This window comes from Massilia sp. LXY-6, assembly GCF_051233485.1.
In the GTDB taxonomy this organism is placed as follows: Bacteria; Pseudomonadota; Gammaproteobacteria; order Burkholderiales; family Burkholderiaceae_D; genus Telluria.
Genome location: NZ_JBKFGF010000003.1, coordinates 1 through 26,354, shown reverse-complemented (window position 1 = coordinate 26,354; position 26,354 = coordinate 1). Strand labels below are relative to the sequence as shown.

24 protein-coding genes are annotated in these 26,354 nt (G+C 66.9%); 8 read left to right on the top strand and 16 right to left on the bottom strand.

Features of this window, described 5'->3' with window-relative positions; genetic code table 11:
• Window positions 1-31: 31 nt before the first annotated feature.
• The 7 genes from ACI48D_RS01690 to ndk all read right to left on the bottom strand — a co-directional run bounded on the left by ACI48D_RS01690 (window position 32) and on the right by ndk (window position 7,042).
• Window positions 32-685 (bottom strand): YfgM family protein, encoded by a 654-nt coding sequence (locus ACI48D_RS01690; RefSeq protein WP_435569478.1) that lies wholly within the window; start codon window positions 683-685, stop codon window positions 32-34.
• A 27-nt stretch (window positions 686-712) separates the two neighbouring features.
• A complete protein-coding gene (gene hisS / locus ACI48D_RS01685) occupies window positions 713-2,065 on the bottom strand; it encodes a histidine--tRNA ligase (protein ID WP_435569477.1) in 1,353 nt (450 codons plus the stop codon).
• A gap of 94 nt (window positions 2,066-2,159) precedes the next feature.
• Window positions 2,160-3,425, bottom strand: a complete 1,266-nt coding sequence (gene ispG, locus ACI48D_RS01680) for a flavodoxin-dependent (E)-4-hydroxy-3-methylbut-2-enyl-diphosphate synthase (protein ID WP_435569629.1) — start codon at window positions 3,423-3,425, stop codon at window positions 2,160-2,162.
• A 45-nt stretch (window positions 3,426-3,470) separates the two neighbouring features.
• Window positions 3,471-4,454, bottom strand: a complete 984-nt coding sequence (locus tag ACI48D_RS01675; protein ID WP_435569476.1) for a helix-turn-helix domain-containing protein — start codon at window positions 4,452-4,454, stop codon at window positions 3,471-3,473.
• 1 nt (window position 4,455) lies between these two features.
• Window positions 4,456-5,268: a type IV pilus biogenesis/stability protein PilW gene (pilW, locus tag ACI48D_RS01670; protein WP_435569475.1), complete on the bottom strand. Its 813-nt coding sequence runs from the start codon at window positions 5,266-5,268 to the stop codon at window positions 4,456-4,458.
• Complete coding sequence (rlmN, locus tag ACI48D_RS01665; protein WP_435569474.1) at window positions 5,265-6,434, bottom strand: 23S rRNA (adenine(2503)-C(2))-methyltransferase RlmN; 1,170 nt, start codon at window positions 6,432-6,434, stop codon at window positions 5,265-5,267. Before rlmN ends, pilW begins: the two co-directional genes overlap by 4 nt.
• 182 nt (window positions 6,435-6,616) lie before the next feature.
• Window positions 6,617-7,042, bottom strand: a complete 426-nt coding sequence (ndk, locus tag ACI48D_RS01660) for a nucleoside-diphosphate kinase (protein WP_435569473.1) — start codon at window positions 7,040-7,042, stop codon at window positions 6,617-6,619.
• 247 nt (window positions 7,043-7,289) lie between these two features.
• Between ndk and ACI48D_RS01655 the strand changes: the two genes are divergently transcribed.
• From ACI48D_RS01655 to ACI48D_RS01640, 4 genes are all read left to right on the top strand, one after another.
• The gene (locus tag ACI48D_RS01655; protein WP_435569472.1) at window positions 7,290-7,973 is read left to right on the top strand and encodes a Bax inhibitor-1/YccA family protein; all 684 of its coding nucleotides are present in this window, start codon (window positions 7,290-7,292) and stop codon (window positions 7,971-7,973) included.
• Between the two features lie 62 nt (window positions 7,974-8,035).
• Window positions 8,036-8,371: a hypothetical protein gene (locus tag ACI48D_RS01650; RefSeq protein WP_435569471.1), complete on the top strand. Its 336-nt coding sequence runs from the start codon at window positions 8,036-8,038 to the stop codon at window positions 8,369-8,371.
• An 83-nt stretch (window positions 8,372-8,454) separates the two neighbouring features.
• Window positions 8,455-10,479, top strand: a complete 2,025-nt coding sequence (locus tag ACI48D_RS01645) for a TonB-dependent receptor (RefSeq protein ID WP_435569470.1) — start codon at window positions 8,455-8,457, stop codon at window positions 10,477-10,479.
• 138 nt (window positions 10,480-10,617) lie between these two features.
• Window positions 10,618-13,278, top strand: a complete 2,661-nt coding sequence (locus ACI48D_RS01640; RefSeq protein WP_435569469.1) for an ATP-binding protein — start codon at window positions 10,618-10,620, stop codon at window positions 13,276-13,278.
• A gap of 53 nt (window positions 13,279-13,331) precedes the next feature.
• On the opposite strand, the gene rlmD is transcribed toward ACI48D_RS01640, so the two are convergent.
• The 7 genes from rlmD to ACI48D_RS01605 form a co-directional block, all read right to left on the bottom strand.
• Window positions 13,332-14,747 carry a 23S rRNA (uracil(1939)-C(5))-methyltransferase RlmD gene (gene rlmD, locus ACI48D_RS01635; RefSeq protein ID WP_435569468.1) on the bottom strand — a complete coding sequence of 472 codons (1,416 nt, stop codon included), beginning with the start codon at window positions 14,745-14,747 and terminating at the stop codon, window positions 13,332-13,334.
• A gap of 156 nt (window positions 14,748-14,903) precedes the next feature.
• Window positions 14,904-15,923, bottom strand: a complete 1,020-nt coding sequence (rpoS, locus tag ACI48D_RS01630) for an RNA polymerase sigma factor RpoS (RefSeq protein ID WP_435569467.1) — start codon at window positions 15,921-15,923, stop codon at window positions 14,904-14,906.
• Between the two features lie 9 nt (window positions 15,924-15,932).
• Complete coding sequence (locus ACI48D_RS01625; RefSeq protein ID WP_435569466.1) at window positions 15,933-16,850, bottom strand: peptidoglycan DD-metalloendopeptidase family protein; 918 nt, start codon at window positions 16,848-16,850, stop codon at window positions 15,933-15,935.
• A gap of 34 nt (window positions 16,851-16,884) precedes the next feature.
• A complete protein-coding gene (locus tag ACI48D_RS01620; RefSeq protein WP_435569465.1) occupies window positions 16,885-17,736 on the bottom strand; it encodes a protein-L-isoaspartate(D-aspartate) O-methyltransferase in 852 nt (283 codons plus the stop codon).
• Window positions 17,733-18,470, bottom strand: a complete 738-nt coding sequence (gene surE / locus ACI48D_RS01615; protein WP_435569464.1) for a 5'/3'-nucleotidase SurE — start codon at window positions 18,468-18,470, stop codon at window positions 17,733-17,735. Before surE ends, ACI48D_RS01620 begins: the two co-directional genes overlap by 4 nt.
• A gap of 155 nt (window positions 18,471-18,625) precedes the next feature.
• On the bottom strand, window positions 18,626-19,840 hold the full coding sequence (locus ACI48D_RS01610; RefSeq protein WP_435569463.1) for a hypothetical protein: 1,215 nt from the start codon (window positions 19,838-19,840) through the stop codon (window positions 18,626-18,628).
• 8 nt (window positions 19,841-19,848) lie between these two features.
• Window positions 19,849-20,457, bottom strand: coding sequence for a toll/interleukin-1 receptor domain-containing protein (locus tag ACI48D_RS01605; RefSeq protein ID WP_435569462.1), 609 nt, complete (start codon window positions 20,455-20,457; stop codon window positions 19,849-19,851).
• A gap of 205 nt (window positions 20,458-20,662) precedes the next feature.
• Here ACI48D_RS01605 and ACI48D_RS01600 point away from each other — a divergent pair, with 205 nt between their 5' ends.
• The 3 genes from ACI48D_RS01600 to ACI48D_RS01590 all read left to right on the top strand — a co-directional run bounded on the left by ACI48D_RS01600 (window position 20,663) and on the right by ACI48D_RS01590 (window position 22,835).
• Window positions 20,663-21,649, top strand: coding sequence for an NADPH:quinone oxidoreductase family protein (locus tag ACI48D_RS01600; protein WP_435569461.1), 987 nt, complete (start codon window positions 20,663-20,665; stop codon window positions 21,647-21,649).
• Window positions 21,646-21,897: an MbcA/ParS/Xre antitoxin family protein gene (locus tag ACI48D_RS01595; RefSeq protein ID WP_435569460.1), complete on the top strand. Its 252-nt coding sequence runs from the start codon at window positions 21,646-21,648 to the stop codon at window positions 21,895-21,897. Before ACI48D_RS01600 ends, ACI48D_RS01595 begins: the two co-directional genes overlap by 4 nt.
• 248 nt (window positions 21,898-22,145) lie before the next feature.
• Window positions 22,146-22,835: an SOS response-associated peptidase gene (locus tag ACI48D_RS01590; RefSeq protein ID WP_435569459.1), complete on the top strand. Its 690-nt coding sequence runs from the start codon at window positions 22,146-22,148 to the stop codon at window positions 22,833-22,835.
• A 72-nt stretch (window positions 22,836-22,907) separates the two neighbouring features.
• On the opposite strand, the gene ACI48D_RS01585 is transcribed toward ACI48D_RS01590, so the two are convergent.
• Window positions 22,908-24,986 carry an ATP-dependent DNA helicase gene (locus ACI48D_RS01585; protein WP_435569628.1) on the bottom strand — a complete coding sequence of 693 codons (2,079 nt, stop codon included), beginning with the start codon at window positions 24,984-24,986 and terminating at the stop codon, window positions 22,908-22,910.
• Between the two features lie 122 nt (window positions 24,987-25,108).
• On the bottom strand, window positions 25,109-25,309 hold the full coding sequence (locus tag ACI48D_RS01580) for a YdcH family protein (protein WP_258847070.1): 201 nt from the start codon (window positions 25,307-25,309) through the stop codon (window positions 25,109-25,111).
• A 155-nt stretch (window positions 25,310-25,464) separates the two neighbouring features.
• On the opposite strand from ACI48D_RS01580, the gene ACI48D_RS01575 reads away from it, so the two are divergent.
• Window positions 25,465-26,268, top strand: coding sequence for a PP2C family protein-serine/threonine phosphatase (locus ACI48D_RS01575; RefSeq protein ID WP_435569458.1), 804 nt, complete (start codon window positions 25,465-25,467; stop codon window positions 26,266-26,268).
• Window positions 26,269-26,354: the final 86 nt, after the last annotated feature.

The window sequence follows — 26,354 nt, the reverse complement described above, 5'->3', positions numbered from 1 at the left end:
TTATTCTTCGAATGTCTACAAGCGACGGGAATTACGCAGCGGCTTTCTGAGCCGGCACCGTACCACCGATGGCTTCCAGCTTGATCTGCACGATCTGGCGGCCCGGGTGCTTCTTGTCCATCTTGTCGAGCGCGGCCTGGTAGGCGGTGCGGGCTTCCGGCAGCTTGTTCTGCGCCACCAGCACGTCGCCCTTGCGGTCCTGCACCTCGGCGGCGAACTGCGGCAGGAAGTCGCCGTTCAGCAGCGCCAGCGCCTGGTCGTAGGCTTTTTCGTCGAGCAGCACGCCGGACAGGCGCAGGCGCGCGATCGCCTTGTACTCGTCGTTGCCATGGTCGACCACCCACTGCAGCTGGGCGCGGGCGGCCTTCAGGTCGTTGGCGTCGAACGCGGTCTTGGCGGCGGCCAGCGCGGCCATCTGCGCGTAGGCGGTGCTGTCGTACTTGCTTTCGATGTCGGCGGCCATGCGCTGGACCTTCGCGTTGTCGTTCGCCTGCGCGGCGTTCGTCAGGCTGTCGTACAGGGCCGAGGCTTCGGCGGCCTTGCCGCGCTGGTGCGAGTTCCAGAAGTTGTAGCCGGCGTAGCTGCCGAGCGCGATGATCAGCACCCAGCTGATCAAGTTGCCAAAGCGGTTCCAGAAGGCCTTGAAATTGGCTATCTGTTCCTGTTCTTCGAGATCGTATGCCATGGACGTCTTTTCTATTCTAGTTGGGAATTATGGATGGTGATGGTGGCCGTGCTCGTCGCAGTCGGGGCCGCAGTCGCCGCCGCCGATGACCTGGTCGACGATGTAGTCGACCGCCTCGTCGAAGGCGACGCTGGTCTGCTGGGCTCCGCCTTCGGCCTCGCGCAGCGACTTCACCGCCACCACCTCGTTCTTGACCTCGTCCTCGCCGATGATCACGGCGAACGCAGCGCCGGAACCGTCGGCCTTCTTCATCTGGCTCTTGAAGCTGCCCGGACCCTGCGGGGTGGCGCAGTGCAGGACCACGTCCAGGCCGGCATCGCGGATGCGCTCGGCCAGGATGAAGGCTTTCAGCTGGGCTTCCTCGCCCTGGTGCACCATGTAGACGTCGCACTGGCTCGGCGCGGCCGGTTCTCCCTGGCCCTTCATCAGCTCGATCAGGCGCTCGATACCCATCGCGAAACCGATGCCCGGGGTCGGCTTGCCGCCGAAGGTCTCGATCAGCGGGTCGTAGCGGCCACCGGCGCACACGGTGCCCTGCGCGCCCAGCTCGTCGGTGACCCACTCGAACACGGTGCGGTTGTAGTAATCCAGGCCGCGCACCAGGCGCGGGTTGACGGTGTACTGGACGTTGCTGGCGTCGAGGATCTGCTTCAGGCCCTCGAAGTGGGCCAGCGACTCGCCGCCCAGGTAATCCAGCAGCTTGGGCGCGGCGTTGACCAGGTCCTGCATCGCCGGATTCTTGGTGTCCAGGATGCGCAGCGGATTGGCGTGCAGGCGGCGCTTGGCTTCGGCGTCGAGCACCTCGGCGTTGGCTTCGAAATAGGCGATCAGGTCGGCGCGGTGGCGCTGGCGCTCTTCCGCGTTACCGATCGAGTTCAGTTCGAGGCGGATGTTGTCCAGGCCCAGGTCGTCCCACAGGCGGCGGCACAGCATGATCAGCTCGGCGTCGATGTCCGGACCGGCAAAGCCGATCGCTTCGGCGCCGAACTGGAAGAACTGGCGGTAGCGGCCGCGCTGCGGACGCTCGTGGCGGAACATCGGGCCCTTGTACCACAGGCGCTTCGGGCCGTCGTAGGCCAGGTTGTGCTCGACCACGGCGCGCACCACGCCGGCCGTGCCTTCCGGGCGCAGGGTCAGCTGGTCGCCGTTCATCGAATCGGTGAAGGAATACATCTCCTTCTCGACGATGTCGGTGACGGCGCCGATGGCGCGCGCAAACAGGCCGGTTTCCTCGACGATCGGGGTGACGATCTTCTGGTAGCCGTAGCTCTTCAGCACGGACTCGGCGGTGTTTTCGAACAGCTCCCACAGCGGCGCGTCGGCCGGGAGGATGTCGTTCATGCCTTTGATGGCACTGAATTTCTCTTTTTTGTCGGACATTTTCTTTGCTCTTGCTGCGTAACGTGGGCACGGGGTGCCCACCCTACGTTATGGGTTATTGCGTAGGGTGGGCACCACGTGCCCACCATTCCCGTCACGATACGGCAGGTTCGCGACCGTAATTCTTCTGCACGTAATTCAGCACGATCGTCTTGAACTCATCCACGATCCGCTCGCCCCGCAGTGTAGCGAACTTCTGGCCATCCACGAACACCGGCGCGGCCGGGGACTCCCCGGTGCCGGGCAGCGAGATGCCGATGTTCGCGTGCTTCGATTCGCCCGGACCGTTGACGATGCAGCCCATCACGGCCACGTTCATGGCTTCCACGCCCGGATAGGTCTTCTTCCATTCCGGCATCTGCTCGCGCAGGAAGGTCTGGATGTTGTCGGCCAGTTCCTGGAACACGGTCGAGGTCGTGCGGCCGCAGCCCGGGCAGGCGATCACCATCGGCGTGAACTTGCGCAGGCCCATGGTCTGCAGGATTTCCTGGCCCACCACGACTTCCTTGGTGCGGTCGCCACCCGGTTCCGGGGTCAGCGAGATGCGGATGGTATCGCCGATGCCTTCCTGCAGCAGCACGGACAAGGCCGCGGTCGAGGCGACGATGCCCTTGCTGCCCATGCCGGCTTCGGTCAGGCCCAGGTGCAGCGCGTAGTCGCAGCGCTTGGCCAGCTCGCGGTAGACCGCGATCAGGTCCTGCACGCCGGACACCTTGCACGACAGGACGATCTGGTCGCGTCCCAGGCCGATCTCCTCGGCGCGCTGGGCGTTCTCGATCGCCGAGGTGATCAGGGCTTCGTACATCACGGCCTGGGCGCTCCAGGGCTGCGCGCGGGACGCGTTCTCGTCCATGATGCGGGCCAGCAGCGACTGGTCCAGGCTGCCCCAGTTGACGCCGATGCGCACCGGCTTGCCGTACCTGATGGCGGTTTCGATCATCTGGGCGAACTGGGTGTCGCGCTTGGCGCCCTGCCCGACGTTGCCCGGGTTGATGCGGTATTTCGACAGCGCCTGCGCGCATTCCGGATAGTCGCGCAGCAGCAGGTGGCCGTTATAGTGGAAATCGCCGACCAGCGGGACGTCGACCTCCATCTTGTCGAGCTGCTCGCGGATGGCCGGCACGGCGGCCGCCGCTTCCGGCGTGTTGACCGTGATGCGGACGATCTCGGAACCGGCGCGGGCCAGTTCCTTGACCTGGATCGCGGTGCCGATCACGTCGGCGGTATCGGTATTCGTCATCGACTGCACGACGACGGGGGCGTCGCCACCCACCCATACCTTGCGCTGGCCGTGCTGGACCAGCACGCCGCGGCTGGCGCGGCGCGCCAGCGGGCCGGACGGGATCGGGTCGGCGGACATATTCGAAAGAGTCATGGTGTGTTCGTTTGAGTCGTTATTGCACGCTTATTGCAGATTCACGCGCGCGATCGTCTTGCCCGGCACCTGCGGCAGCGTCACCGCGGCGCCGCGCAGGGTCGCGCTCACGCCGCCGGGATTGCCGACGGTGAGGCGCACCGGCTGGTCGACGGCAAAAGTCTCGGTACTGCCGGCCTTGACCAGGCGCGAGATCAGCGGCGCGCCGCCCTTGGCCGGACGTACTTCGACCCAGGAATCCTCGCGCACGTTCAGCACCAGCGCGTTGGCCCCGGCGCCGGCGGGCTGCGTGGCGGCGGCGGCCGGCTGGGCGGCCTGCCCCTGGCTGGTCACCGGGCTGGCCGGTGCGGCCGGCACCGCCGTCGGCGGCGCGCCGGTGGCGGTGGTGGCCGGCATGTTCACGACCGGGCCGGGCGCCGGCGCGCTGGCCGCGCCCGGTACCGAAATCAGCGGCACCGCCGGATTCTGCAGGGTCTCGGTCGAGCTGCCGTGGGCGGCTTCGGGCGAGGCGCCGTTCGAGGCGGCCGGGGCCGCCGCGGTCGATTCGCCATGGCTGCCCGGCAGCACGCCGAATTTCCAGGCCGCGCCGGCGGCGGCAACGACCACCACGGCGGCGGCGATCCAGCCCAGCGGCAGCGAGGAGCGCTTGCCGTGCGAGGGGAATTTCGCCTGCGAGAACGAGGCCGGGCTCGGGCGGCGCACCGTGGTGGCCGCGGCTTCGGCCGCCCCCGGCGTGTCGATCGCGATCCGGGCCACCAGCGGCGCCGGATCGAGTTTCATCAGCTTGGCATAGGCGCGCACGAAACCACGCGTCACGGCCGGACTCGGCAGGGATGCATAGTCGCCCGCCTCCAGCGCCACCACCTGGCGCACCGCCAGTTTCAGCTGGTCGGCCACCTGCTCCACCGTCCAGCCCATCACTTCGCGCTGGGCGGCCAGCACCTTGCCCGGGATCTCATGCTGGCTGGCCGGCGTCATCGGCTCTTCTGCACGCTCGGAACTCATCGTCGTCATCTCACTCGTTAAATGCACCGCGCTCGAACGCCGCGTATTCGGGCGAGCCGGGGAAGCGCTTGCGCAGCTGTGCCGCGAGGGTCGCTTCCGTGGTCCGGTCGCTCAGCATGTGCTTGACCCGGATGGCCAGCCACAGCACGTCGGCCGACAGCGCATCGCGTTTCGCTGCCTCCGTCAGGCGGTTGATGAAAAACCCGGCGCGGGGGTAGTCGCGCCGCTCGAAATAGACCCGCGCCAGACCGGCCTGGATGGCCGGCAGCTCGGGTTCGTAACGCAGGGCCTGGAGCAGGTAGCGCTCGGCCGCGTCGACATTCTTCAGTTTCAGGCTGCAGTTGCCGGCATTCGTGAGGGCCTTGGCCGGCGAACCGTACTGCGGGTTCTTCAGCGCCGCCTCGAAATAGCCCATCGCCTGGACCGGCTTGCCGCCGGCATCGCACAGGAACATCCCGTAGTTGTTGGCCAGGTCGGGATTGTGCGGCGCCAGGCGCAGCGCATGCCGGTAGTTCTCGTCGGCCAGTTCGTTCTCGCCCATCGCGCTGTAGATCAGGGCGCGGAAGCCGTAGGCGTCGGCATAGTCGGGCGCGGCGGCGATCGCCTGCTTGACCTCGTCCAGCGCGATCTCGTACTTACGGTCCTGGTAGTAGCCGACCGCCAGCTGCAGGCGGATCTGGGCGCGCTTTTCGGTGGGGGTCTGGTCGGAAGCCGTCTTGAGTTCGCGCGGCGCATCCCGGCCCGCACCGGCGCAGCCGGCCAGCAGGATCGATGCACACGCAGCGGCACAAGCGCCGGCAAATCCGGCCAGGACCGGCTTCAAGAAGGGATCTCCACGATCTTGCCGAAATTCGGGCCGAACTTCTGCTGGTATTCGGCCATCTTGCTCATCCGCTCGTTGACGCGGGTCCGGTCCTTGACCTCGCCGGCCAGCTGGCCGCAGGCGGCGTCGATGTCGTCGCCGCGGGTCTTGCGAATCGTGGTGACGAGGCCGGCATCCATCAGGACCTGGGCGAAGGCCTTGATGCGCGGGTTCTTGGAGCGCACCAGGCCGGATTCCGGGAACGGGTTGAACGGAATCAGGTTGAACTTGCACGAGACGCCCACGACCGGGTCGTTGACCAGGGCGACCAGTTCGCGCGCGTGCTCGTCGGTGTCGTTGACGCCGTCGAGCATGCAGTATTCGAAGGTGATGAAGTCGCGCGGCGCGAACTCCAGGTAGCGCCTGCACGCGGCCATCAGCTCGCGCAGCGGGTATTTCTTGTTCAGCGGGACCAGCATGTCGCGCAGCGGGTCGTTCGAGCCGTGCAGCGAGACGGCCAGGGCCACCGGGCACTCCTGGCTCAGCTTGTCCATGTTCGGCACCACGCCCGAGGTCGAGACGGTCACGCGGCGGCGCGACAGGCCGTAGGCGTTATCGTCCAGCATCAGCTTGAGCGCGGTGACGGTCGGCTCGAAGTTCAGCAGCGGCTCGCCCATGCCCATCATCACCACGTTGGTGATCTGGCGCTCGCCCTTCGGGCCGCCTTCGATGCCTTTCGTCTTGCGCAGCTCGAACTCGGCCATCCACAGCTGGCCGATGATCTCGGCCACGCTCAGGTTGCGGTTGAAGCCCTGCTTGCCGGTCGAGCAGAAGCGGCAGTTGACGGCGCAGCCGGCCTGGGTGCTGATGCACAGGGTGCCGCGCGTCTCTTCCGGGATGAACACGGTCTCGACCGCGTTGCCGTTGCCGACGTCGACCAGCCACTTGCGGGTGCCGTCGCTCGACGTATGGTCGCTGATGATGGCGGGCGCGCGGACTTCGGCCCGGGTCCTGAGCTTTTCGCGCAGCGACTTGGCAAGGTCGGTCATGTCGTCGAAATTCGACACGCCGAACTGGTGGATCCAGCGCTGCAGCTGCTTGGCGCGGAACGGCTTCTCCCCCAACTCGGCACAGTAGGCGACGAGCTGCGCGGGATCGAAGTCCAGCAGGTTGGTGAGAGTTGCCATCGTTGAATCCTGTATCTTTAAAATAAGTTCCGCCCGCCGGGCTCCGGGAGCATGGGCGAGCGGGGTATTGCGGCAGGTTTGCAGCTTAACGCAGCAGACCCGCTAAGCGAGAAAAAATTTCGCATCATTACAACTTGGACCCCCGCCTGCGCGGGGGCCGCGGCCGTGATTCGCGGCCTTGATCAACGCGAGTAGACGTTCAGCGCCGGGAAGAAGTAGGCGATTTCGACGGCAGCGGTTTCGGCAGCGTCCGAACCGTGCACGGCGTTGGCGTCGATCGAATCGGCGAAGTCGGCGCGGATGGTGCCCTTCTCGGCCTTCTTCGGATCGGTCGCGCCCATCAGGTCACGGTGTTTGGCAATCGCGTTCTCGCCTTCCAGCACCTGGATCATGACCGGACCCGAGATCATGAAGTTGACCAGGTCCTTGAAGAAAGGACGTGCAGCGTGCACGGCGTAGAAGCCTTCGGCTTCGGCTTGCGACAGCTGGGTCATGCGCGCAGCGACGATCTTCAGGCCAGCGCCTTCGAAACGGCTATAGATTTGGCCGATCACGTTTTTTGCAACTGCATCGGGCTTGATGATCGACAGGGTGCGTTCGATTGCCATGTAAAAACTCCAATAAAAAGAAAGGTTTAAATCGAGAACTTCAGAACTCAATCAACCTTCGATTTTACCATACATCCGCAGGCCGGCCGATATTGCGAGGCCGCCATCGCAGGTGATACAGTGTCGGACATAAATACTCGTCCATTCCCGCGCCTTGACGGAGCCTTAACGGGGTCTTAACGGACCTTTAACGGACGGGGAATGTCCCCATATCGGATACGACTCGAAGTTCATCACCGGAGGCAATATGATTCCCAACCTGCAGAAAACTTATGACGTCTCGGCCAGCCGGGCCGTGCGCCATCGCGTGCTGCGCAACACCTACTGGCTGCTCGCGCTGTCGATGATCCCGACCGTGCTGGGCGCCTTCATCGGCATCCAGGCGCGCCTGCCGATCATGAGTGGCGGCCTCGGTTTCCTGCTGTTCTTCGCGGTCGCCTTCGGCTTCATCTTCGCGATCGAGAAGACCAAGAACTCGGCGGCCGGCGTGCCGGTGCTGCTCGGCTTCACCTTCTTCATGGGCCTGATGCTGACCCCGCTGCTGCGCTACACGCTGGGCTTCGCCAACGGCGGCGCCCTGATCATGGGCGCCTTCGGCGGCACGGCGGCCGTGTTCGCCGCAATGGCGACCGTGGCGACCGTGTCCAAGCGCGACTTCTCGGGCATGGGCAGCTGGCTGTTCGCCGGCACCATCGTGCTGATCCTGGCCTCGGTGGCCAACATCTTCCTGCACCTGGCGGCGCTGCAGCTGGTCGTGCTGGTGCTGGCGATGGGTATCTTCTCGGCCTGGCTGATCTATGACGTCCAGCGCGTCATCAACGGCGGCGAAACCAACTACATCAGCGCCACCCTGTCGATCTACCTGGACCTGTACAACATCTTCACCGCCCTGCTGCAGTTGCTGGGCATCGGCTTCGGCAACCGCGACTGAGCAAGGCGCTCCTGTCGTCCAAGAACCGGCCTGCGGGCCGGTTTTTTTTGTACAATAGCGAAATGTCACGTAGCCTGGTCCATGTTTTACTGTCGCTGCTGCTGCTCGTTTCCCAGCAGCTGTCGCTCGGCCATGCCTACTCGCACTGGACCGATGCCCGGGAATCGCTGACCCGGCAGACTGCAAACAGCCCCGGCGGCAAGCAATCCAAGCCGGGCCTGCACGAGCAGTGCGGCCAGTGCGCCGCCAGCGCCCAGGTCGCCTTCGCGCTGCCGGCGACGCTCCGTCAATTCATTCCCGCCGAGCTCGCGTACGCAGTTCCCAGCCTCGCACCGACACCCGGCATCTGCCTGCTGACGGCCTGCCCGTTCCAGCAGCGCGGCCCGCCCCGAGCCTGATAACGCCGCATCGCTTGACCCGCCCTGCCCGGCATCCGCCGCGGCGGCGCGAACCGTTATCCATTTGCTCGAGGTTTTCAACAATGAAAAAGATTCAACCGACGCTGGTCGCCAGCGCGATCCTGCTCGCCTATTCCCCAGCCTTTGCGCAGGCGCAAAGCACCCCCGACGGCGGCCAGGTTGTCAGTGAAGGCAAGGTCCAGCAGGTCATCGTGACCGCCAACCCGCTGCGCAACGCCGAAGGCGACCAGATCCTGACCCCGGCCAAGGTGCTGGCCGGCGACGAACTGCGCGACAAGGTCGGCAGCTCGCTCGGCGAGACCCTGCAGAACGAACTCGGCGTGTCGGCCTCGGCCTTCGGCGCCGGCGCCTCGCGCCCGATCATCCGCGGCATGGAAGGTTCACGCGTCAAGATGCTGGAAAACGGCATGGCGACCTCGGACGTGTCCGGCTTGTCGAACGACCACGCGGTCGCCTCCGAAGGCGCGGTGGCGCGCCAGATCGAGATCCTGCGCGGCCCCGCCGCCCTGCTCTATGGCTCCGGCGCGATCGGCGGCCTGGTCAACGTCGTCAACGAACGCATCCCGACCGCGCTCGAAGACAAGCCCACCGGCCAGGTCGAAACCCGCTACAGCAGCGTCGACAACGGCCGCAACCTGTCCGGCACGATGGATGGCGCGGTCGGCCACGTCGGCATGCACATCGACGGCAACTGGCGCGACACCAACGACTACAAGATTCCCGGCAACCGCGTGCTGGGCGACCCGTCCAGCGCGAGCGGCCGCCTGCCGGACAGCGACACCCGCGAGCGCAGCATCGGCGCCGGCGCCTCCTACATCCGCGACTGGGGCTACGTGGGCCTCTCGGCGAACCACCTGTCGAACAACTACGGCATCCCGAGCGCGCAAGGCTCGCGCATCGACCAGCACCAGAACCGCTACGACCTCGACAGCCTGGTGCACGAACCCTTCACCGGTTTCGAATCGGCGCGTTTCAAGGCCGGCTTCACCGACTACCGCCATGCCGAGCTGGGCGAAGACCTGGCACCCGAAGTGATCTTCACCAACCGCTCCTTCGAATCGCGCCTGGAGCTGACCCACAAGCCCCTCAGCGGCCTGCATAACCTGCACGGCACCTTCGGCGTGCAGACCGAGAACACGCACTTCTCGGCGCTCTCGGCGGCGGGCGGTCCGGACACGGTCCCGGTCACGCACTCGACCTCGAGCGCGGCCTTCCTGGTCGAGGAAACCAGCATCGGCCCGGTGCGCCTGAACGCCGGCGCGCGCTACGAGAACGTGCGCCGCGAACCGGTCGGCAATATCGAGCGCAGCTTCAACCTGGGCTCCGGCTCGGTCGGCGCGCTGTGGCCGTTCATGAAGGGCTACAGCGCCGGCGCCACGGTGTCGTACGCCCAGCGCGCGCCGTCCACCGACGAGCTGTACTCGGGCGGCCCGCACGACGCCACCCAGACCTTCGACGTCGGCGACGCCAGGCTCAAGAAAGAAGTCTCGCGCAACATCGAACTCTCGCTGCAGAAGGACACCGGCCTGCTGCGCTGGAAGGCGAACCTGTTCCGCAACAATGTGTCCGACTTCATCTACGGCCACATCACCGGCCTCAGCCTCGACGAGGAAGGCAATGCCGGTGGCGGGTTCCGCCAGCGCCTGTTCCAGCAGGCCCCGGCCCACATCCAGGGTGCGGAAGCCGAACTGACCTGGAACCAGACGGGCATGGGCTGGAACGGCCGCCTGTTCGCCGACGGTTCGCGTGGCAAGCTCGACAGCGGCGACAACCTGCCGCTGCAACCGGCCGACCGCATCGGCGCCAGCATCGGCTACCGCCAGGCCGACTGGCGCGCCGGGCTGTCGTGGACCCATGCGCGCGGCCAGGACCGCCTGGCCGCCTTCGAGAACACGCCGACGCCGGCCTACAACCTGGTCGACGCCAACTTCTCGTACACCCAGAAGCTGGCGAAGACCGACCTGACCTGGTTCCTGCTGGCGAAGAACCTGCTGAACCAGGACATCCGCCTGTCGACTTCGCTGCTGAAGGACATTTCGCCGCTGCCGGGCCGCAACCTGGTGTTCGGCGTGCGCGCCAAGTTTTAAGCGAAGTTCCACACGGAAATTGTGGAATTCGGAAAAGAATCGTCGCTTTTTTGCCGGAAAATCTATTTTTTCTCAGCCGCGATCCAGCTTGTGTATTTGCGCATAGAATGACCACTTTCGGACTCGAAGGCGATCAGCATGGAAGCGGCTACGCGCGACTTTCATCTCCTCGACACTTCCGGCGCCGTGCGCGCCGGATACCACCTCCATGACTGGTCGGGCTCGCCGCTCGGCCCGCCCGACCAATGGGATCCAGCGCTGCGCAACGCCGTCAGCCTGATCCTCGAGTCGGAATTCCCGATGTACATCGCATGGGGGCCGCGGCTGATCCTGCTGTACAACGCCGCCTACATCTCCCTGCTCGACGGCCGCCATCCGTCCTCGCTCGGCTCCTCGCTGACCGAGGTCTGGCCTGACCAGTGGCCTGGCACCAAGGCCCTGGCCGAGCGCGCCCTGGGCGGCCACTCCACCTACGGCGAAGACGTTCCGCGCACGATCCGGCGCGCCGGCAAGCCCTACCATGGCTGGTTCACGCTCGCCTACTCGCCCGTGCGCGACGGCAGCGGCGCGGTGCGCGGCTTCCTGTGCGTGATCAGCGAGACCACCCCGCGCGTGCAGCTGGAACGCCGCCACGCGGTGCAGCTGCAGGTGGTCGACAGCCTGCGCCGCCTGCACCACCCAGCCGACATCGTCGAGTGCGCCTGCGCGATGCTCGGCAAGCACCTCGAGCTCGACCACGCCTGCTACGTCGAGGGCGACGGCACCGGGGCCGGCTTCGAGGTCGTGCACGACTGGGCGCGCGACGGCAGCTCCGCGCTGGCCGGGCGGCGCGCGCGCATCAAGGATTTCGGTCCGGCGGCGCTGTCCCTGCTGCGCACCGGGGCACCGCTGGCGATCCGCGACACCACCAGCGACGCGCGCCTGCCCGAGCGCGGCGAACGCTACGCGGCGGCCGGCGCGCGCGCGATCCTGGCGCTGCCGCGCCTGCGCCGCGGCCAGCTGCAGGCGGCCCTGGTCGGTTACGCCGCCAGCCCGCGCGGCTGGGACGAGGAAGAATGCAAGCTGGCCGCCGACATCGCCGAGCGCAGCTGGGAGGCGCTGGACCGCATCACGGCCGAGCAGGCCCTGCGCAACGCCGTGGCGCGCCAGACCACGCTGCTCGACATGAACGAATTCCGCCTCGAGCTGGCCGACCTGCTGCGCCGCCTCGACGACCCGGCCCAGATCTTCGTCCAGACCAGCGCCATGCTGGGCCGCTTCCTGCAAGTCAGCCGGGTGCTGTACGGCGACTACGACGCCGACCGCCAGCTGGTCACCTTCCATTCGAACTACACCGACGGCATGGTGACGGAGTTGAACGGCACCTTCCCGGCCGCCCTGTTCGGCGCCCCCAACTTCGTGGCGCTGGCCCAGGGCGCCAGCTGCGTGGCGAGCGACGTCCAGCGCGACCCGCGCACCGGCGGCCCGGACACCTGGCCGACCTTCGCCGCGCTGCAGGTCCGTTCCTGCGTGGTGGTGCCGGTGCACCACAACGGCGCCCTGACCACCTGCCTGTTCATCAACGACAACCTGCCGCGGGTCTGGAGTGCCGACATCGTGCGCCTGATCGAGGACGTGGCCGAGCGCTCCTGGAGCGCGCTGGAGCGCGTGCGCGCCGAGGAAGCGCTGCGCCTGGCCGACCGCCGCAAGGACGAGTTCCTGGCAATGCTGGCGCACGAGCTGCGCAATCCGCTGGCGCCGATCTCGGCCGCCGCCCAGCTGCTGAACATGGGTCCGCCCGACAGCGGCCGCGTGCAACGCACCAGCGCCATCATCGCGCGCCAGGTGGCGCACATGACCGGCCTGATCGACGACCTGCTGGACGTCTCGCGCGTGACCCGCGGCCTGGTGGTGCTGGCGCGCGACGAGGTCGACCTGCGGCGCGTGCTCGACGACGCGGTCGAGCAGGTGCGCCCGCTGATCGAGTCGCGCCGCCACCAGCTGGCCCTCGAGCTGGCGCCGGAGACCGGCCCGGCGATCGTCGAAGGCGACTACAAGCGCCTGGTGCAGGTGCTGGCCAACCTGCTCAACAACGCCGCCAAGTACACCCCGGAAGGCGGCAAGCTGGCCGTGTGGATGGGCGCCACCGCCGATCACCTGCTGGTCAGCGTGAAGGACGACGGCATCGGCATTCCCGCCGACCTGCTGCCGACCGTGTTCGACCTGTTCTCGCAGGCCGAGCGCACCCCGGACCGATCGCAGGGCGGCCTGGGCCTGGGGCTGGCCCTGGTGAAGAGCCTGGTCGAACTGCACGGCGGGATGGTGACGGCCGCCAGCGACGGACGCAACATGGGCACCGAGTTCACGGTGCGGCTGCCGCGCCTGCAGGCGCTGGCGCCGGCCGCCGGCGCACCGGAGGCGCCACCCGCCGCCGTCGCCGAGGCTGCGCAGGGCCTGAAGCTGCTGCTGGTGGACGACAACGAGGATGCCGCCATGACCCTGGGCCTGCTGCTCGAGGCCAGCGGCCACGCGGTGGCGGTGGTGCACGACCCGGTCGACGCGCTGGCGCGCGCCGCCTCCGAACGCTTCGATGTGTTCTTGCTCGACATCGGGCTGCCCGGCATGAGCGGCGTGGAACTGGCGCGCCGCCTGCGCAAGCTGCCGGGCACCGGAGGCGCGGTGCTGATGGCGATTTCCGGCTACGGCCAGCAGTCGGACCGGATCGATGCCGAGGAGGCCGGCTTCGATCGTTATTTCGTCAAGCCGGTGGATGCGGAGGAACTTACGAGTGCTCTGGCGGCGGTGACCGCCAGGCATTGACCGGGAGGTGGGCACGTGATCAAGCCCCCGGCTTGAATCACCCCACCCTACGGTTACGCTTCCTGCTGCGACTGCGACTGCGGCTGCGCCTGCTGCTCGCTCACCTGGAACTCGCGCGGCACGAAATCCTCGACCAGGTCGAACACCCCGATCGATTCCACGTGCGAGGTATGCGGGAACATGTTGGCCACGCCCGCCTTGCTCATCTTGTAGCCGGCGCGGTGGGTCAGGATGCCGGCGTCGCGCGCCAGCGTCGACGGGCTGCACGACACGTACACGATCCGCTTCGGCATCAGTTCCGGGTGCGTCAGGCGCAGCTCGGCCAGGCTGACCGCCAGCGCCACCGCGCCGTCGCGCGGCGGGTCGATCAGCATGCGGTCGAACTTGCCCAGCGCGACCAGGTCGTCCTTGCTCACTTCGAACAGGTTGCGCGTCGAGAAGCTGGTCTTGGCGTCCAGGCCGTTGGCGCGCGCGTTTTCGAGCGCGCGGGTGGTCAGCGCGGTGCTGCCCTCGATGCCGACCACCTCCCTCGCCTGGGTCGCCAGCGGCAGCGTGAAGTTGCCGAGGCCGCAGAACAGGTCGGCCACGCGCTCGCCCGGTTCCACCTGCAGCAGGCCGAGCGCCTTGTGCACCAGCAGGCGATTGATCTGGTGGTTCACCTGGGTGAAATCGGTCGGCTTGAACGGCATGCGGATGCCGAATTCCGGCAGCGTGTAGTACAGCTCTTTCTTATTCGGGTAGTACGGATAGGCGCTGTCCGGGCCCTTGGGCTGCAGCCACCATTCGATATTCCACTGGTCGGCGAAGGCCTTGACCAGCTTCTCGTCGTTGGCGCTCAGCGGCGCCATGATGCGCAGCACCAGCACGGTGCTTTCCTCGCCCACCGCCAGCTCGATCTGCGGCATCTGCTGGTAGATCGACAGCGCAGCGACCAGCTCGCGCAGCGGCACCAGCATCTTTGCCACGTGCGGCGGGACGATATAACAGTTGCTCATGTCGGCCACGTAGGACGAATGGCGCTCGTGGAAGCCGACCAGCATGCCGCCCTTCTTGGGCACATGGCGCACCGACAGGCGCGCGCGGTAGCGGTAGCCCCAGGTCGGGCCGTACATCGGACGCATGATGTGCTCGGCCTTGGTTTTGCCGATGTGCCAGAGGTTATCTTCCAGCACGCGCTGCTTCATCGCGACCTGGGCCGACGGCTCCAGGTGCTGCATCGAGCAGCCGCCGCAGTGCCCGAAGTGCTCGCACTTCGGCTCGACCCGCATCGACGAGGCCTTCTGCAGGGTGAGCATGCGGCCCGATTCCCAGTTCTTCTTCTTGCGCAGGGTTTCGAAGCTGACCCGCTCTCCCGGCAGCGCGCCTTCGACGAAGATCACCTTGCCCGGCGTGCCGTCTTCGTTTTCCAGGTGGCCGACGCCGCGCGCGTCCATGTCGAGGGATTTGATGTTGATGAAGGTTTCTTGCATGGTCTAAGGAAGATGGGAACTAGGACACGTGTGCAAACACGTCGTTCCCGCGAAGGCGGGGACCCAAGTTCGGCGCATAGCAGAGGGAAGAGTTAGTACTGCTCCGGGAAACTTGGGTTCCCGCCTGCGCGGGAACGACGGCAGGTCAGCCGAACATCATAGCAAGGAATCGCGCACGACGCCACGGGCAGCCATGGCCCGCTTCAGCTTGACGAGGGCTTCCTGCTGGATCTGGCGCACCCGCTCGCGCGTCACGCCCATCTCTTCTGCCAGGGTCTCCAGGGTCGCCGGGTCGTCGTTGTCGAGGCCGAAACGGCGCATCACGACCACGCGCTGCTTGTCCGGCAGCTTCTGCAGCCAGTCGCGCACCAGCAGCGTCATCTCGTGGTGCTCGGCGCGGATGTCGGGGCTGACGTCGCCCTCGTCCGGCAGCATGTCCATCAGGCTGGTCTGCGGGTCGTTGTCGAGCGGGGCATCGAGCGAGGTCGCGTGCTCGGACAGCGCCAGGATGTCCTGCACCTCTTCCACCGGGCGCCCGACCAGGCTGGCGATGTCCTCGGCAGTGGCTTCCTTGCCGTCGTGGTGCTGGGCTTCGAGGTGGTACTTGGCGCGCAGCACCTGGTTCAGCTCGCGCACCATGTGCACCGGCAGGCGCACCGTGCGGGCCTGGTTCATGATGGCGCGCTCGATGCTCTGGCGGATCCACCAGGTCGCGTAGGTGGAAAAGCGGAAACCGCGCTCCGGCTCGAACTTGTCGATCGCCCGCATCAGGCCGATGTTGCCCTCCTCGATCAGGTCGAGCAGGACCACGCCGCGGTTGATGTAGTGCTTGGCGATCGAGACGACCAGGCGCAGGTTATGCTCGATCATTTTTTGCCGGGCGGCAAAATCTCCAGCCTTGGCCAAGGTCGCGTAATGCACCTCCTGCTCGTGGCCGAGCAGGGGCTTGCTGCCGATCCGGTTCAGGTAGTGCTGGGTGGTGTCGGTGGAGAGCTCGGCCTGCAGGACGCTCTTGAGTTCGTCCGCGGTATCGGCCGGCGCCGGCCCTTCGACCGGCAGTTCCGCGCGCCCGTCGCCCTCGGTGCCGAAGTCGCGGTCGCCCAGCGCTTCCTCCGGCACCTCTTCCGGCCCATCGTCCGGTGTTTCCTGGTCCAGCGGGTCGGGCGGCAGCGTCATTGGTCCTCGCTAACGACTGGGCAGGAACTTCGACGGGTCGACCGGCTTGCCCTGCTGGCGTATCTCGAAATGCAGTTTGACCGTGTCGGCATCGGAATCGCCCATCTCGGCGATCACCTGGCCCTTGGTCACGCTCTGACCTTCCTTGACCACGATCGCGCGGTTGTGCGCATATGCCGACAGCAGGCTGTTGCTGTGCTTAACAATCACGAGATTACCATATCCGCGGATGCCGCTGCCCGCGTACATTACCTTACCGGAACCGGCGGCCATTACTTGCTGGCCGAGTTTGCCGGCGATATCGATGCCCTTGTTCTTGCCTTCGTCGAAGGTGGCGATGATCCTGCCGTCGGACGGCCACATCCAGCTCAGCTTCTCGTCGTCATTGGCGGTGACCGTGCTGCCTGCGGCCAGGCCCGGGCGCTCGGTCGCCTTCGGGTTCACGGTCGGATTGTCGTCCTTCTGGGCATCGGCCAGGTTCGCGTCGGTGTAGGCCTTCTTGTCGCCGCGCGGCATGGTCTTCTTCGGCGGCGCAGCCGCCTTGTCGGCGCCCGGCATGACGATCGGATTGGTGCCGGCAACGGCGCTGCCGTTACGGTCCGGCGGCGCCACGCGCAGTACCTGGCCGACCTTGATGTCGTCCGGATCGGCCAGGTTGTTCCAGGCCACCAGGTCGCGGTAGTTCTGGCCGACGTCCAGCGCGATCCGCAGCAGGGTATCGCCCTTGCGCACGGTATAGGTGCCGCGCGCGTCGGCTTTGCTGTCCTCGGAGGCCGGGGCCGGCGTCGCGGGATGCTGGGGGCGCGGCATCTTGTTGGCGGCCACCGGGGCCGGACGGTCGATCACGGGCGCCTGGCGGGTTGCGGTACTGCAGGCGCTCAGCACAATACTGAAGGTCAACAGGGCTAAGCGGGGTGTTGGTTTCATTCTCATCTAATTCTGTTACGACTTTCTGGCATTCTCAGACGATGCCTGGCCGCAGCGGGACAAAATGGCAGGCTTCCAGCGTCTCGCTGGTCCATTCCGATTTGCCGGTGCGGGTGATGCGCTGCAGATGCTGGACCTGGGCGCCGACGGGCGCGACCAGCCGGGCGCCAATGGCCAGCTGCTCGAGCAGTGCGCGCGGCACCTCGAGACCGGCCGCCGCCAGGACGATGCCATCGAAGGGAGCCACCTGCGGCAGCCCTAGCATACCATCTCCATAGTGCAAGCGCAGATTAGGGATGCGCAACGGCCGCAGATTGGCCTTGGCCAGCTCGTGCAGCGGCTTGATGCGCTCGATCGAATAGACTTCCTGGGCGATGCAGGACAGCACCGTCGCCTGGTAGCCGCAGCCGGTGCCGATCTCGAGCACGCGGCGCAGCGGCTGGCCGCTGCCCTTGAGCAGCTCGATCATGCGGGCCACGATGTAAGGCTGGGAAATCGTTTGATTATGACCGATCGGCAAGGAGACGTCGGCATAGGCCTGGCTCGACAAGGCCGGCTCGATGAACATATGGCGCGGCACGGTTTCCAGGGCGGCCAGCACCTGCGGATCCTTGACGCCTTGGCGGGCGACGTAGGCCGCCATCGCGCGCCGCGGCGCCTCGGTGGCGGCCAGGTCGGAGCGCGCCAGCGTCTGCTGGGGCTGGCTCGGCTGGGGCGCGCCCGGGGTGGCGGGACGCGGGCCAGGAGGCTGCTGGGCCTGGCTGGTGCGCGCGTTTTGGGTGGCGGTCTGCGGGGTCGCCACCGGCGCCGGCGCAGCAGGTTTTCGGACGCTGCCGCCCGTCACGGACGACAGCGGCAACGGGAAATTGCTGCGCTTTTCGCTCATTCCAGCCACCCTCGCAGCGAGGCCAGCTGTTCGCGGTGGGTCAGGTCGACCTGCAGCGGCGTGATCGACACCCGCCCCTGGCTGGTGGCGTAGAAATCGGTGCCCTCGCCGGCATCGCGGCAGGCGCCCGGCGCGCCGATCCAGAAGATCTCGCGGCCGCGCGGATCCTGGGCGCGGATCACGGGCTCGGCCTGGTGGCGGCGCCCCAGCCGGGTCGCGGTCAGCGGCCCCATCTGTTCATAGGGCAGGTTCGGGATATTCACGTTCAGCAGGAACGGCGACTCCAGCGCCTCGAAGCGGCGCAGCACGATGTCGCGGGCCACGCGCGCGGCCGACTCGACCTCGGACCAGCCGGAGCGGACCTGGGAAAAGGCGATCGCCGGGATGCCGAACAGGTAAGCCTCGGTCGCGGCCGCCACGGTGCCCGAGTACAGGGTGTCATCCCCCATGTTCTGGCCATTGTTGATTCCGGACACGACCAGGTCGGGACGCGTGTCGAGCATCCCGGTGAGGGCGATGTGCACGCAGTCGGTCGGGGTGCCGTTGACGAAATAGAAACCGTTCGCAGCTTTCGACACCGACAGCGGCCGGTCCAGCGACAAGGAGTTGGACGCGCCCGAGCGATTGCTGTCGGGAGCGACCACCACGATGTCGGCGACCGCGGCAAGCGCGTCAGCCAGCGCCTGGATACCAGGAGCGAGATAGCCGTCGTCGTTACTGATAAGGATTCGCATGCGTGCGATTTTACCTGAAGCAACGGCCAGATCGACGCCTTCGGCTGCACATTTATTGCTCATCGGGACGATCCGTGTCCGTCCGCGACCGGCGGCGGCGCGGGCTGCCGTCGCGCATCCGCCACACCCCGCCCCCTGGGGCCGCCCCGCTTGCCTCAGTTGCGAACCGTGTGCCTGCCCTCCTCCATCGCATGCAATCCCTCTTCCAGGGCGATCACGTGCTGCTCCAGCCGGCGCGCGACTTCCAGCTCGTCGCCCTGCTGGCCCAGGTAGAGCTGGCCCAGGCGCGCCAGCTCGCGCGCCAGCGGCGGCGCCTGGGTATCGCCGGCGCGCTCGCGCAGCGCCGCGACCGCCTGCACCAGGCGCACCTCGGCCAGCGGCCGCCACGGGAAATGCCCCGGTTCCATCCACTCGAGCAGGGTCTCGACGCTGCGCACCGGCCCCAGCCGGTCGCGCTCGGCGCCGCGGGTGCAGGGAGCCATCGCCTCGCCCAGGGCAGCCTGGGGCAACTGGACTTCGTCGAGATAGCTGTCGAGGGCCACGCCGGCCAGGCCGTAGCACTCCCCCAGCAGCTTTTCAAGGGCCGCCTGGTAACCGGGCTGGCCGTGGCGGGGATCGCCGCGGCGCCAGCCCAGGCGCGCCTCGGCCGCGCCGTCCGGCGGGCTGGGCAGCGGATAGACCAGCAGCGGCCGCTGCTCGTCCTCGTGGCTGCAGCGGTAGTCGAGCGCGCGCCGCACGACGCCGTCCAAGCCTTCCAGGCTACGCGGTTCCGGCGTGAACAGGCCGACCATCTTGTCCGGCAGCAGCGCGGTGCAGACGCTGGTGGCGGCCGAGCGGCCGCTGCGGCAGTCGACCAGCACATGGGCGAAGCGCCGCGTCAGGTGCGCGGCGAAGCTGCGGAACAGCGCCGGGCAGGCACAGAACAGCGCATCCCAGTCGAGCCGGTCGACCCGTTCGCCGTAGCTGTCGTCGAAACGGCCGGCGCGCATCAGGTACAGCGGGCGGCTGTCGTCGACGCGCTCGATGTAGCATTCCCAGTCGAGCTCGTCGAGCACCCGCTCGGCCAGTTCCCGGGTTTCGTCGGCCGGCGCGCGTCCGAGCACGTGCAGGCGCTCGCGGCAGTCTTCGAACAGTTCGAGCACGCCCCGACGCTCCCCATCCGGCTGGCCGCCGGAAAAATAATGGTGCAGGCCGGGGCCTTCGAGGTCCCAGTCGATCATCAGCACCGGGGTTTTACCTGGCGTACGTCCAGACAATAGCCATGCGGCATGAGCAAGCGCGCGACTACGCGCGCCCGCGCCATCGTACGCGTAAAACGTCGTCACCTCGCCGGCAAGGGCCGGCGCAGCGGTGATGCGGTTGGTATCCATATTGCTCCTCATTTTTTGGGGAAGGTGGTATCCGTTATCTCGCGCCACGGGGGTGGGACATCGGGGAGCACGAATTGGTTGCAGTCATGCCCCGGCGGCGTGTATTTTTTCAGGCACTGGTAATGGGTGACGATGCGTCGCACCATCTTGTCGATGTCGGGCAGGAAATCGGGATTCGATTTCAGGTCTCCGGTCGCCATCGTGAAGCGGGAGAAATCGACGTAGAAACTGGATTCGGTGATTTGTTCCGGCAACTGCTCCGGATGCTGGGTCATGATCACGGGGATGATCAGGTGGCTGGGCAGCGCGTACCACCGGCTGCGCTCGATCTCGAGCTGGCGCATGGCCGCGTATTCGCGCCGCGTGTAGGCGTGGGATTCGTACTTCGGCGTGTAGATCAGGATCATGCAGACGCTCTCGCACATCGCGCGCGCGATCTTGCGGTCGAGGTCGTCACCGCCGACGAGCTGTTCGGTATCGACGAACAGTTCGTCTTCATTGTCGAAGTACGGCTCCAGGTAGCAGCGCAGGGCATCGGCCAGGGTGGCCTTGAAGCGCTGCATGAGCTCATGCCGCCCATGGGCATAGCTGAAGAAACAGCCGTAACGGATCGCCATTGCTCCCCCCTTCACCGCTGCCACCGGCAGCGCTCAGTCGTTGCGACCGGCAACGTTGGATCACTGCCACCGGCAGCGGACCTGCAGACTCTAGCAAGCCATGCATGGCGCATGTTGTGGAAGCACAAGCGCCTTGCCAGCCTCGGCCGAGCTGCCATGCGGCATAATCCAGACTTTGTACCCAGCATCGAAAACAGGAGAAAACATGAAAGCCGTCGTATGCAAAGCATGGGGACCAGCGGACAGCCTGGTGGTGGAAGACGTGGCAAGCCCGGTCCCCGGCGCGGGCCAGGTGATGATCGACGTGAAGGCGGCCGGCGTGAATTTCCCGGACGTGCTGACCGTCCAGGGCAAGTACCAGGTGCGGCCCGAGCTGCCCTTCACCCCGGGTAACGAATTCGCCGGCATCGTGCGTGCCGTGGGCGATGGCGTCTCCGCGTACAAGCCGGGCGACCGTGTGATCGGCTTCATCCGCACCGGCGCCTTCGCCGAGCAGGCCCTGGCGCCGAGCGACATGCTGATGCCGATGCCGCCCGGGATGGACTTCGGGGTGGCGGCCGCCATCACCCTGACCTACGGCACCTCGCACCACGCGATCGTCGACCGCGGCGCCCTGCAGCCCGGCGAGACCATGCTGGTGCTGGGTGCGGCGGGCGGGGTCGGCCTGGCGGCGATCGAGATCGGCAAGGCGCTCGGCGCGCGCGTGATCGCGGCCGCCTCCAGCCCCGAAAAACTGGCCGTGTGCAAGGCGCACGGCGCCGACGTTCTAATCGACTACACGAAGGAAGACCTGCGCGAGGCGCTCAAGGCGGCCACCGGAGGCAAGGGCCCGGACGTGATCTACGATCCGGTGGGCGGCGCCTACAGCGAACCGGCACTGCGCTCGATCGCCTGGCGCGGGCGCCACCTGGTGGTGGGCTTCGCCAACGGCGAGATCCCGAAGCTGCCGTGGAACCTCATGCTGCTGAAGGGCGCCTCGGTGGTCGGCGTGTTCTGGGGCGACTTCGTGCGCCGCGAGCCGCAGGCCAACCTGGCGGCGATGCGCCAGATGCTGGGCTGGATGGCGGAGGGGAAACTGCGCCCGCTGGTGTCGCGCCGCTATGCATTGAGCGAGACGGCGCAGGCCCTGAATGACATGGCCGAGCGCAAGGTGACCGGCAAGGTCGTGATCGTACCGGGAGAAGCGGCATGAGCCAGGACGAACAACTGAACCCGGACGGCCTGGCCGCGCTGCGCGCCCGCTTCGAACAGCAGTCGCGCAAGGCCCAGGCCTATTACACCGTCATGCACGCGGTGCGCGCGGTGCTGGGTTCCGACGATGCGGCCGGCGCCTGGATGGAAGCCCCGCTTCCCGCGCTCGATGGCAGGACGCCGGCGGAACTGGTGGGCGAAGGCCGCGCGGACGAGGTGCTGGCCCAGGTCCGCTCCCTCAAGCCCTGAATCCGCTCAGTCGGCCGGCGCCATGCCGAGCATCGCGCCGAAGGCCGAGCTGAAGAGCTGGCGCCCGGGAAGGCGGCCGCCCACATCCAGAACACGGCGCCGGGGCCGCCGACGGTGATCGCGGCGACGCCGCCGGCGCCTGGAACGAGGACACGCCCTGGCCGGAGCTTTTCCCTTCCATCATCAGCCGCGTCATCCCGCGCATGTGACGCACTTCCGCTGCCCACGCGGCCTGCTATGATGGCGCCATGTGCGTCAATTACCGCCCTCCCCTTCCCGAACAGCTGGACATGGTGCTCGGCACCCTGGTGGACCTTTATCGCGACTGGGACTGGCCGACCGAGACCTGGAAGGACTACCTGGCGCCGATCGTGCGGGCGGACGCGCACAAGCGGCGCATGCTGAGCCTGGCCAGCTATGGCATGGTCCCGCGCCGCCACATCCCGGCCGGCGTGAAAGTCTTCGATACGATGAACGCGCGCGCCGAATCGATCGGCGAGCGGCGCTCGTTCGCCCCGGCCTGGCACCGCACGCAACTGTGCGCGGTGCCGATGAACTGCTTCTTCGAGCCGAATTACGAAAGCGGGAAAGCCGAGCGCTTCGGCATCGGCATGGACGACGATGCACCGTTCTTCGTGGCGGGATTGTGGCGCGAGTGGCGCGAAGCCGACGGTGCTGTGGCGACCTCGTTTACCCAGATCACCATCAACGCCGACGAGCATCCGCTGATGAAGCGCTTCCACAAGCCGGGCGACGAGAAGCGCTCGTTGGTGGTGCTGCCCCCTGGCGATGTCGACGCCTGGCTAAGCTGCCGCGATCCGGAGCTGGCGCGCAGCTTCCTGCGGCATTATCCGGCCGGGCGGATGAAGGCATGGGCGGCGCCGGCGGCGCCGAAAGCGAAGAAAGTCGTGGTGCCGGAAACGGGCTCTTTGTTCTGATCCGGGCCCGCACGCGTCACGCGTGGGCACGTCCGTTTTGAGGCCCCCGGCCTCAAAACCCCACCCTACACATTACGCGTCCGGTTTCGGCTGTTTGAAGAAGTCGATCACCTCGGCCTGCACCCGCGTGCGCCGGAACGGCGGCAGGCTTTGCCAGACGCGGCGGCCATAGGGCTTGCTGATCACGCGCGGATCGCACAGCATCAGCACGCCGCGGTCGTCGACGTCGCGGATCAGGCGTCCGGCGCCCTGCTTCAGGTTGATGATCGCTTCCGGCAGGGTATGGTGCACGAAGCCGTTCATGCCCTTCTTTTCCATGACCTCGATGCGTGCCGCCAGCACCGGATCGTCCGGCGGGGCGAACGGCAGCTTGTCGATGATGACCAATGACAGCGCCTCGCCGCGCACGTCCACGCCTTCCCAGAAGCTCTGGCTGCCGACCAGTACCGCGTTGCCGGCGTTGCGGAAGGAATCCAGCAGCTCGGTGCGTCCGCGCTCGCCCTGCACGAACAGGGGGAACTCCAGGCCGCGCGCGGCGAACTCCTCGCGCAGGCGCTCGGCCACGCGGTTCACGGCGCGGATCGTCGTGCACAGGAAGAAGCAACGGCCGCCGGCGGCTTCGATGACGGGCAGCGCCATGTCGACCACGGCGTCGGTATAGCCCATCGTGTTCGGTTCCGGCAGGCCGGTCGGCACGTACAGGATGCCCTGCTCCTGGTAATTGAAGGGGCTGGGCCAGGTGCGCGCCGGCTCGCCGGTCATGCCCATCTGCGAGGTGAAGTGCTTGAAGTCGCTCTTCACCGCCAAGGTGGCCGAGGTGAAGATCCAGCTGCGCGGCGTGCCGGCGCGCTGGCCCGCGAAGATCGGCGCGATCGACAGCGGCGTCTTGTGCAGCTGCAGCGAGGAGGAGAAGGCCTCGACCCACAGCACGGCGTCGGCGCCGCCGAATTCGCTGTAATCCTTTTCCTTGGGATCTTTCTTGACCGGGGCCGGCTTCCAGTCCTTGAAGTTTTCCAGCAGTTCCACCGCGCGCACGCGGCACTGCTCCAGGGTCTCGGCACGCTCGGCGTTTTCCTCGAGCACGTCGACCATGCCCTCCAGCTCTTCCTTCAGCTTTTCCAAGGCCGGGAAGAATTCCGAGCTCGGCGGGATCTGCGGCAAGGACAGGCGGGTGCCGCCTTCCGGGAAGGTCAGGCGCAGGTCGCGCGCCGCCTTCTCGACCACCATCACCACCTTGGCCCAGTCCGGACCGCCGCGCGCGTGCGCCAGGCCCTCGGCCAGCACGTCGCGGCACAGTTCCAGCACCTGCGAGGTCGAGACCGTGGTGCCGAAGAACAAGGTCGCGACTTCCGGCAGCTGGTGCGCCTCGTCGAACACGATGGTATTGGCGGACGGCAGCAGCTCGGCCATGCCGCCCTCCTTCAGGGCGACGTCGGCGAAGAACAGGTGGTGGTTGACCACGACCACGTCGGCCTGCTGGGCTTCGCGGCGCGCCTTCATCACGAAGCAGTCCTGGTAGTACTGGCATTCCTGGCCGACGCAGTTTTCGCGCGTCGAGGTGACGAGGTTCCAGATCGATGCGGTTTCGGGAACTTTCGCGAGTTCCGACTTGTCGCCCGAACTGCTCATCTTGATGAAGCGCGAGATTTCGCGCAGGTGGCCGACGTCGTCGCGCGAGGTCAGGCGTCCGTTCTGCAGCGTGCGCTCGAGGTTGTAGTGGCAGACGTAGTTGGCGCGGCCTTTCAGCAGGGCCACCGAGACCGGCGCGCGCAGGGCCGCGCGCACGTTCGGGATGTCGCGCGAGAACAGCTGATCCTGCAGGTTCTTGGTGCCGGTCGAGATGATGGTCTTGCCGCCCCACAGCAGCGCCGGTACCAGGTAGGCGAAGGTCTTGCCCGTTCCCGTGCCGGCCTCGGCGATGAGCGTGCCCTGCTTGCCGATCGCGTCGGCGATCGCCTTCGCCATCTCGGTCTGCGACTGGCGCGGCTTGAAGCTGCCGACGGCCGGCGCGAGCGGGCCGCCGGCGCCGAAGATGCGGTCGACCTCGGCATCGTATTTACCGGGTGCGGCGGACGCGCCGGACTCGGAAGGCTCGGCGGACGCGGGCGCGCCGGTGTCGGAAGGGATGGCTTCGGCGTCGGGGCCGGGCATGGGCAGGTGATCGGTCAAGGTCGTGGCTTCTGGAATTCTTGGAGGCAGGGCTGGCGCCCTGGCATGGGAACGGACCGGTCACGCCGGCCACGCCCGCGCCGGCCGGGTGGAAAGCTGATAGCTTACGCCGGTACGTCCGGCACCAACTGCATTTTCAACAAAGTGATGTGGTCCTTCAGCTGCAGCTTGCGCTTCTTCAGGCGGCGTAATTGTAACTGGTCGGAATGGCCGTCACGGGTGAGCATGTCGATGACGGCGTCGAGGTCGCGGTGTTCCACGTCGAGTTCAATAATACGGCGCTGAATCTCCTGGACGTCGATCATGTTGGGCTTTTCCGAACTTTAAGGCTGAGGCTGGGGTGGGAGGATGCGATTCATCGTTACGGCTTGCCACTGCAGTGCAAACCAGTGCATAGTTTAATCTACGCCGAGGTTGCCGCCAACAAAGTTCGGCACGCGGGCATCGGAAAGCCACGTTTATGAGTCTTTACAAGTTAGAAGCGGGAACCGCGCAGCACATCGGCAACCGCCCGCAACAGAACGATCGCGTCGCCCTGATGTCGGGCGCGCGCGCTCCCGGATACGTGCTGGCGATCCTGTCCGACGGCATCGCCGGCGCCGCGGCATCGGAGCAGGTGCTGCACACGGCCAAGCAGGTGTTCGACGTGTTCAAGCCCGCCGACGCCCCTAGCGTGGAACGCCTGGAACAGCTGCTGCGCGATATCGTGCACGAGACCCACCTGGTGATCAAGATGAACGCCGTCACCACCCAGTCCGAAGCGTATGCCAGCTTCGTCGGCCTGCTGCTGTCGCCGCATGGCGAGGCGGTGTGGGCGCACGTGGGCGACTCGCGCCTCTACCACTTCCGCGACGGCGCCTGCCTGGCGCGCACCAGCGACGCCGGCTATGTCGAGCACCTGGTGTCGAGCGACCGCCTGCCGCCTGAAGCGGCGAAGAATCACCGCAAGTCCAAGCTGCTGGTCAACGTGCTGGGCAACGGCCGCAAGGACCCGTACGTGAACGTCGGCCACCACACGGGCCTGGCCGCGGGCGACGTGTTCCTGCTCGCCTCGGACGGGCTGTGGCACTTCTTCACCGACGCCGAACTGGGCACCGCCACGGCGCGGGCGACGCCGCGCCAGGCCTCCGAGATGCTCATCAACAAGGCCGCCGAACGTTCTCAGGGCAAGGGCGGCAACTGCACGATGGCGATCGTCAAGCTGGTGCCGCCGCCGCAGGATGCGGGCAATTACACCGTACAAAAGCCGAAACGCGCGATGTAGGGTGGGCACAACGTGCCCACGCGTGACGTTTGCGTTTTGCCGGCGTCACGTGGGCACGGGGTGCCCACCCTACCGGGCGTTTACTG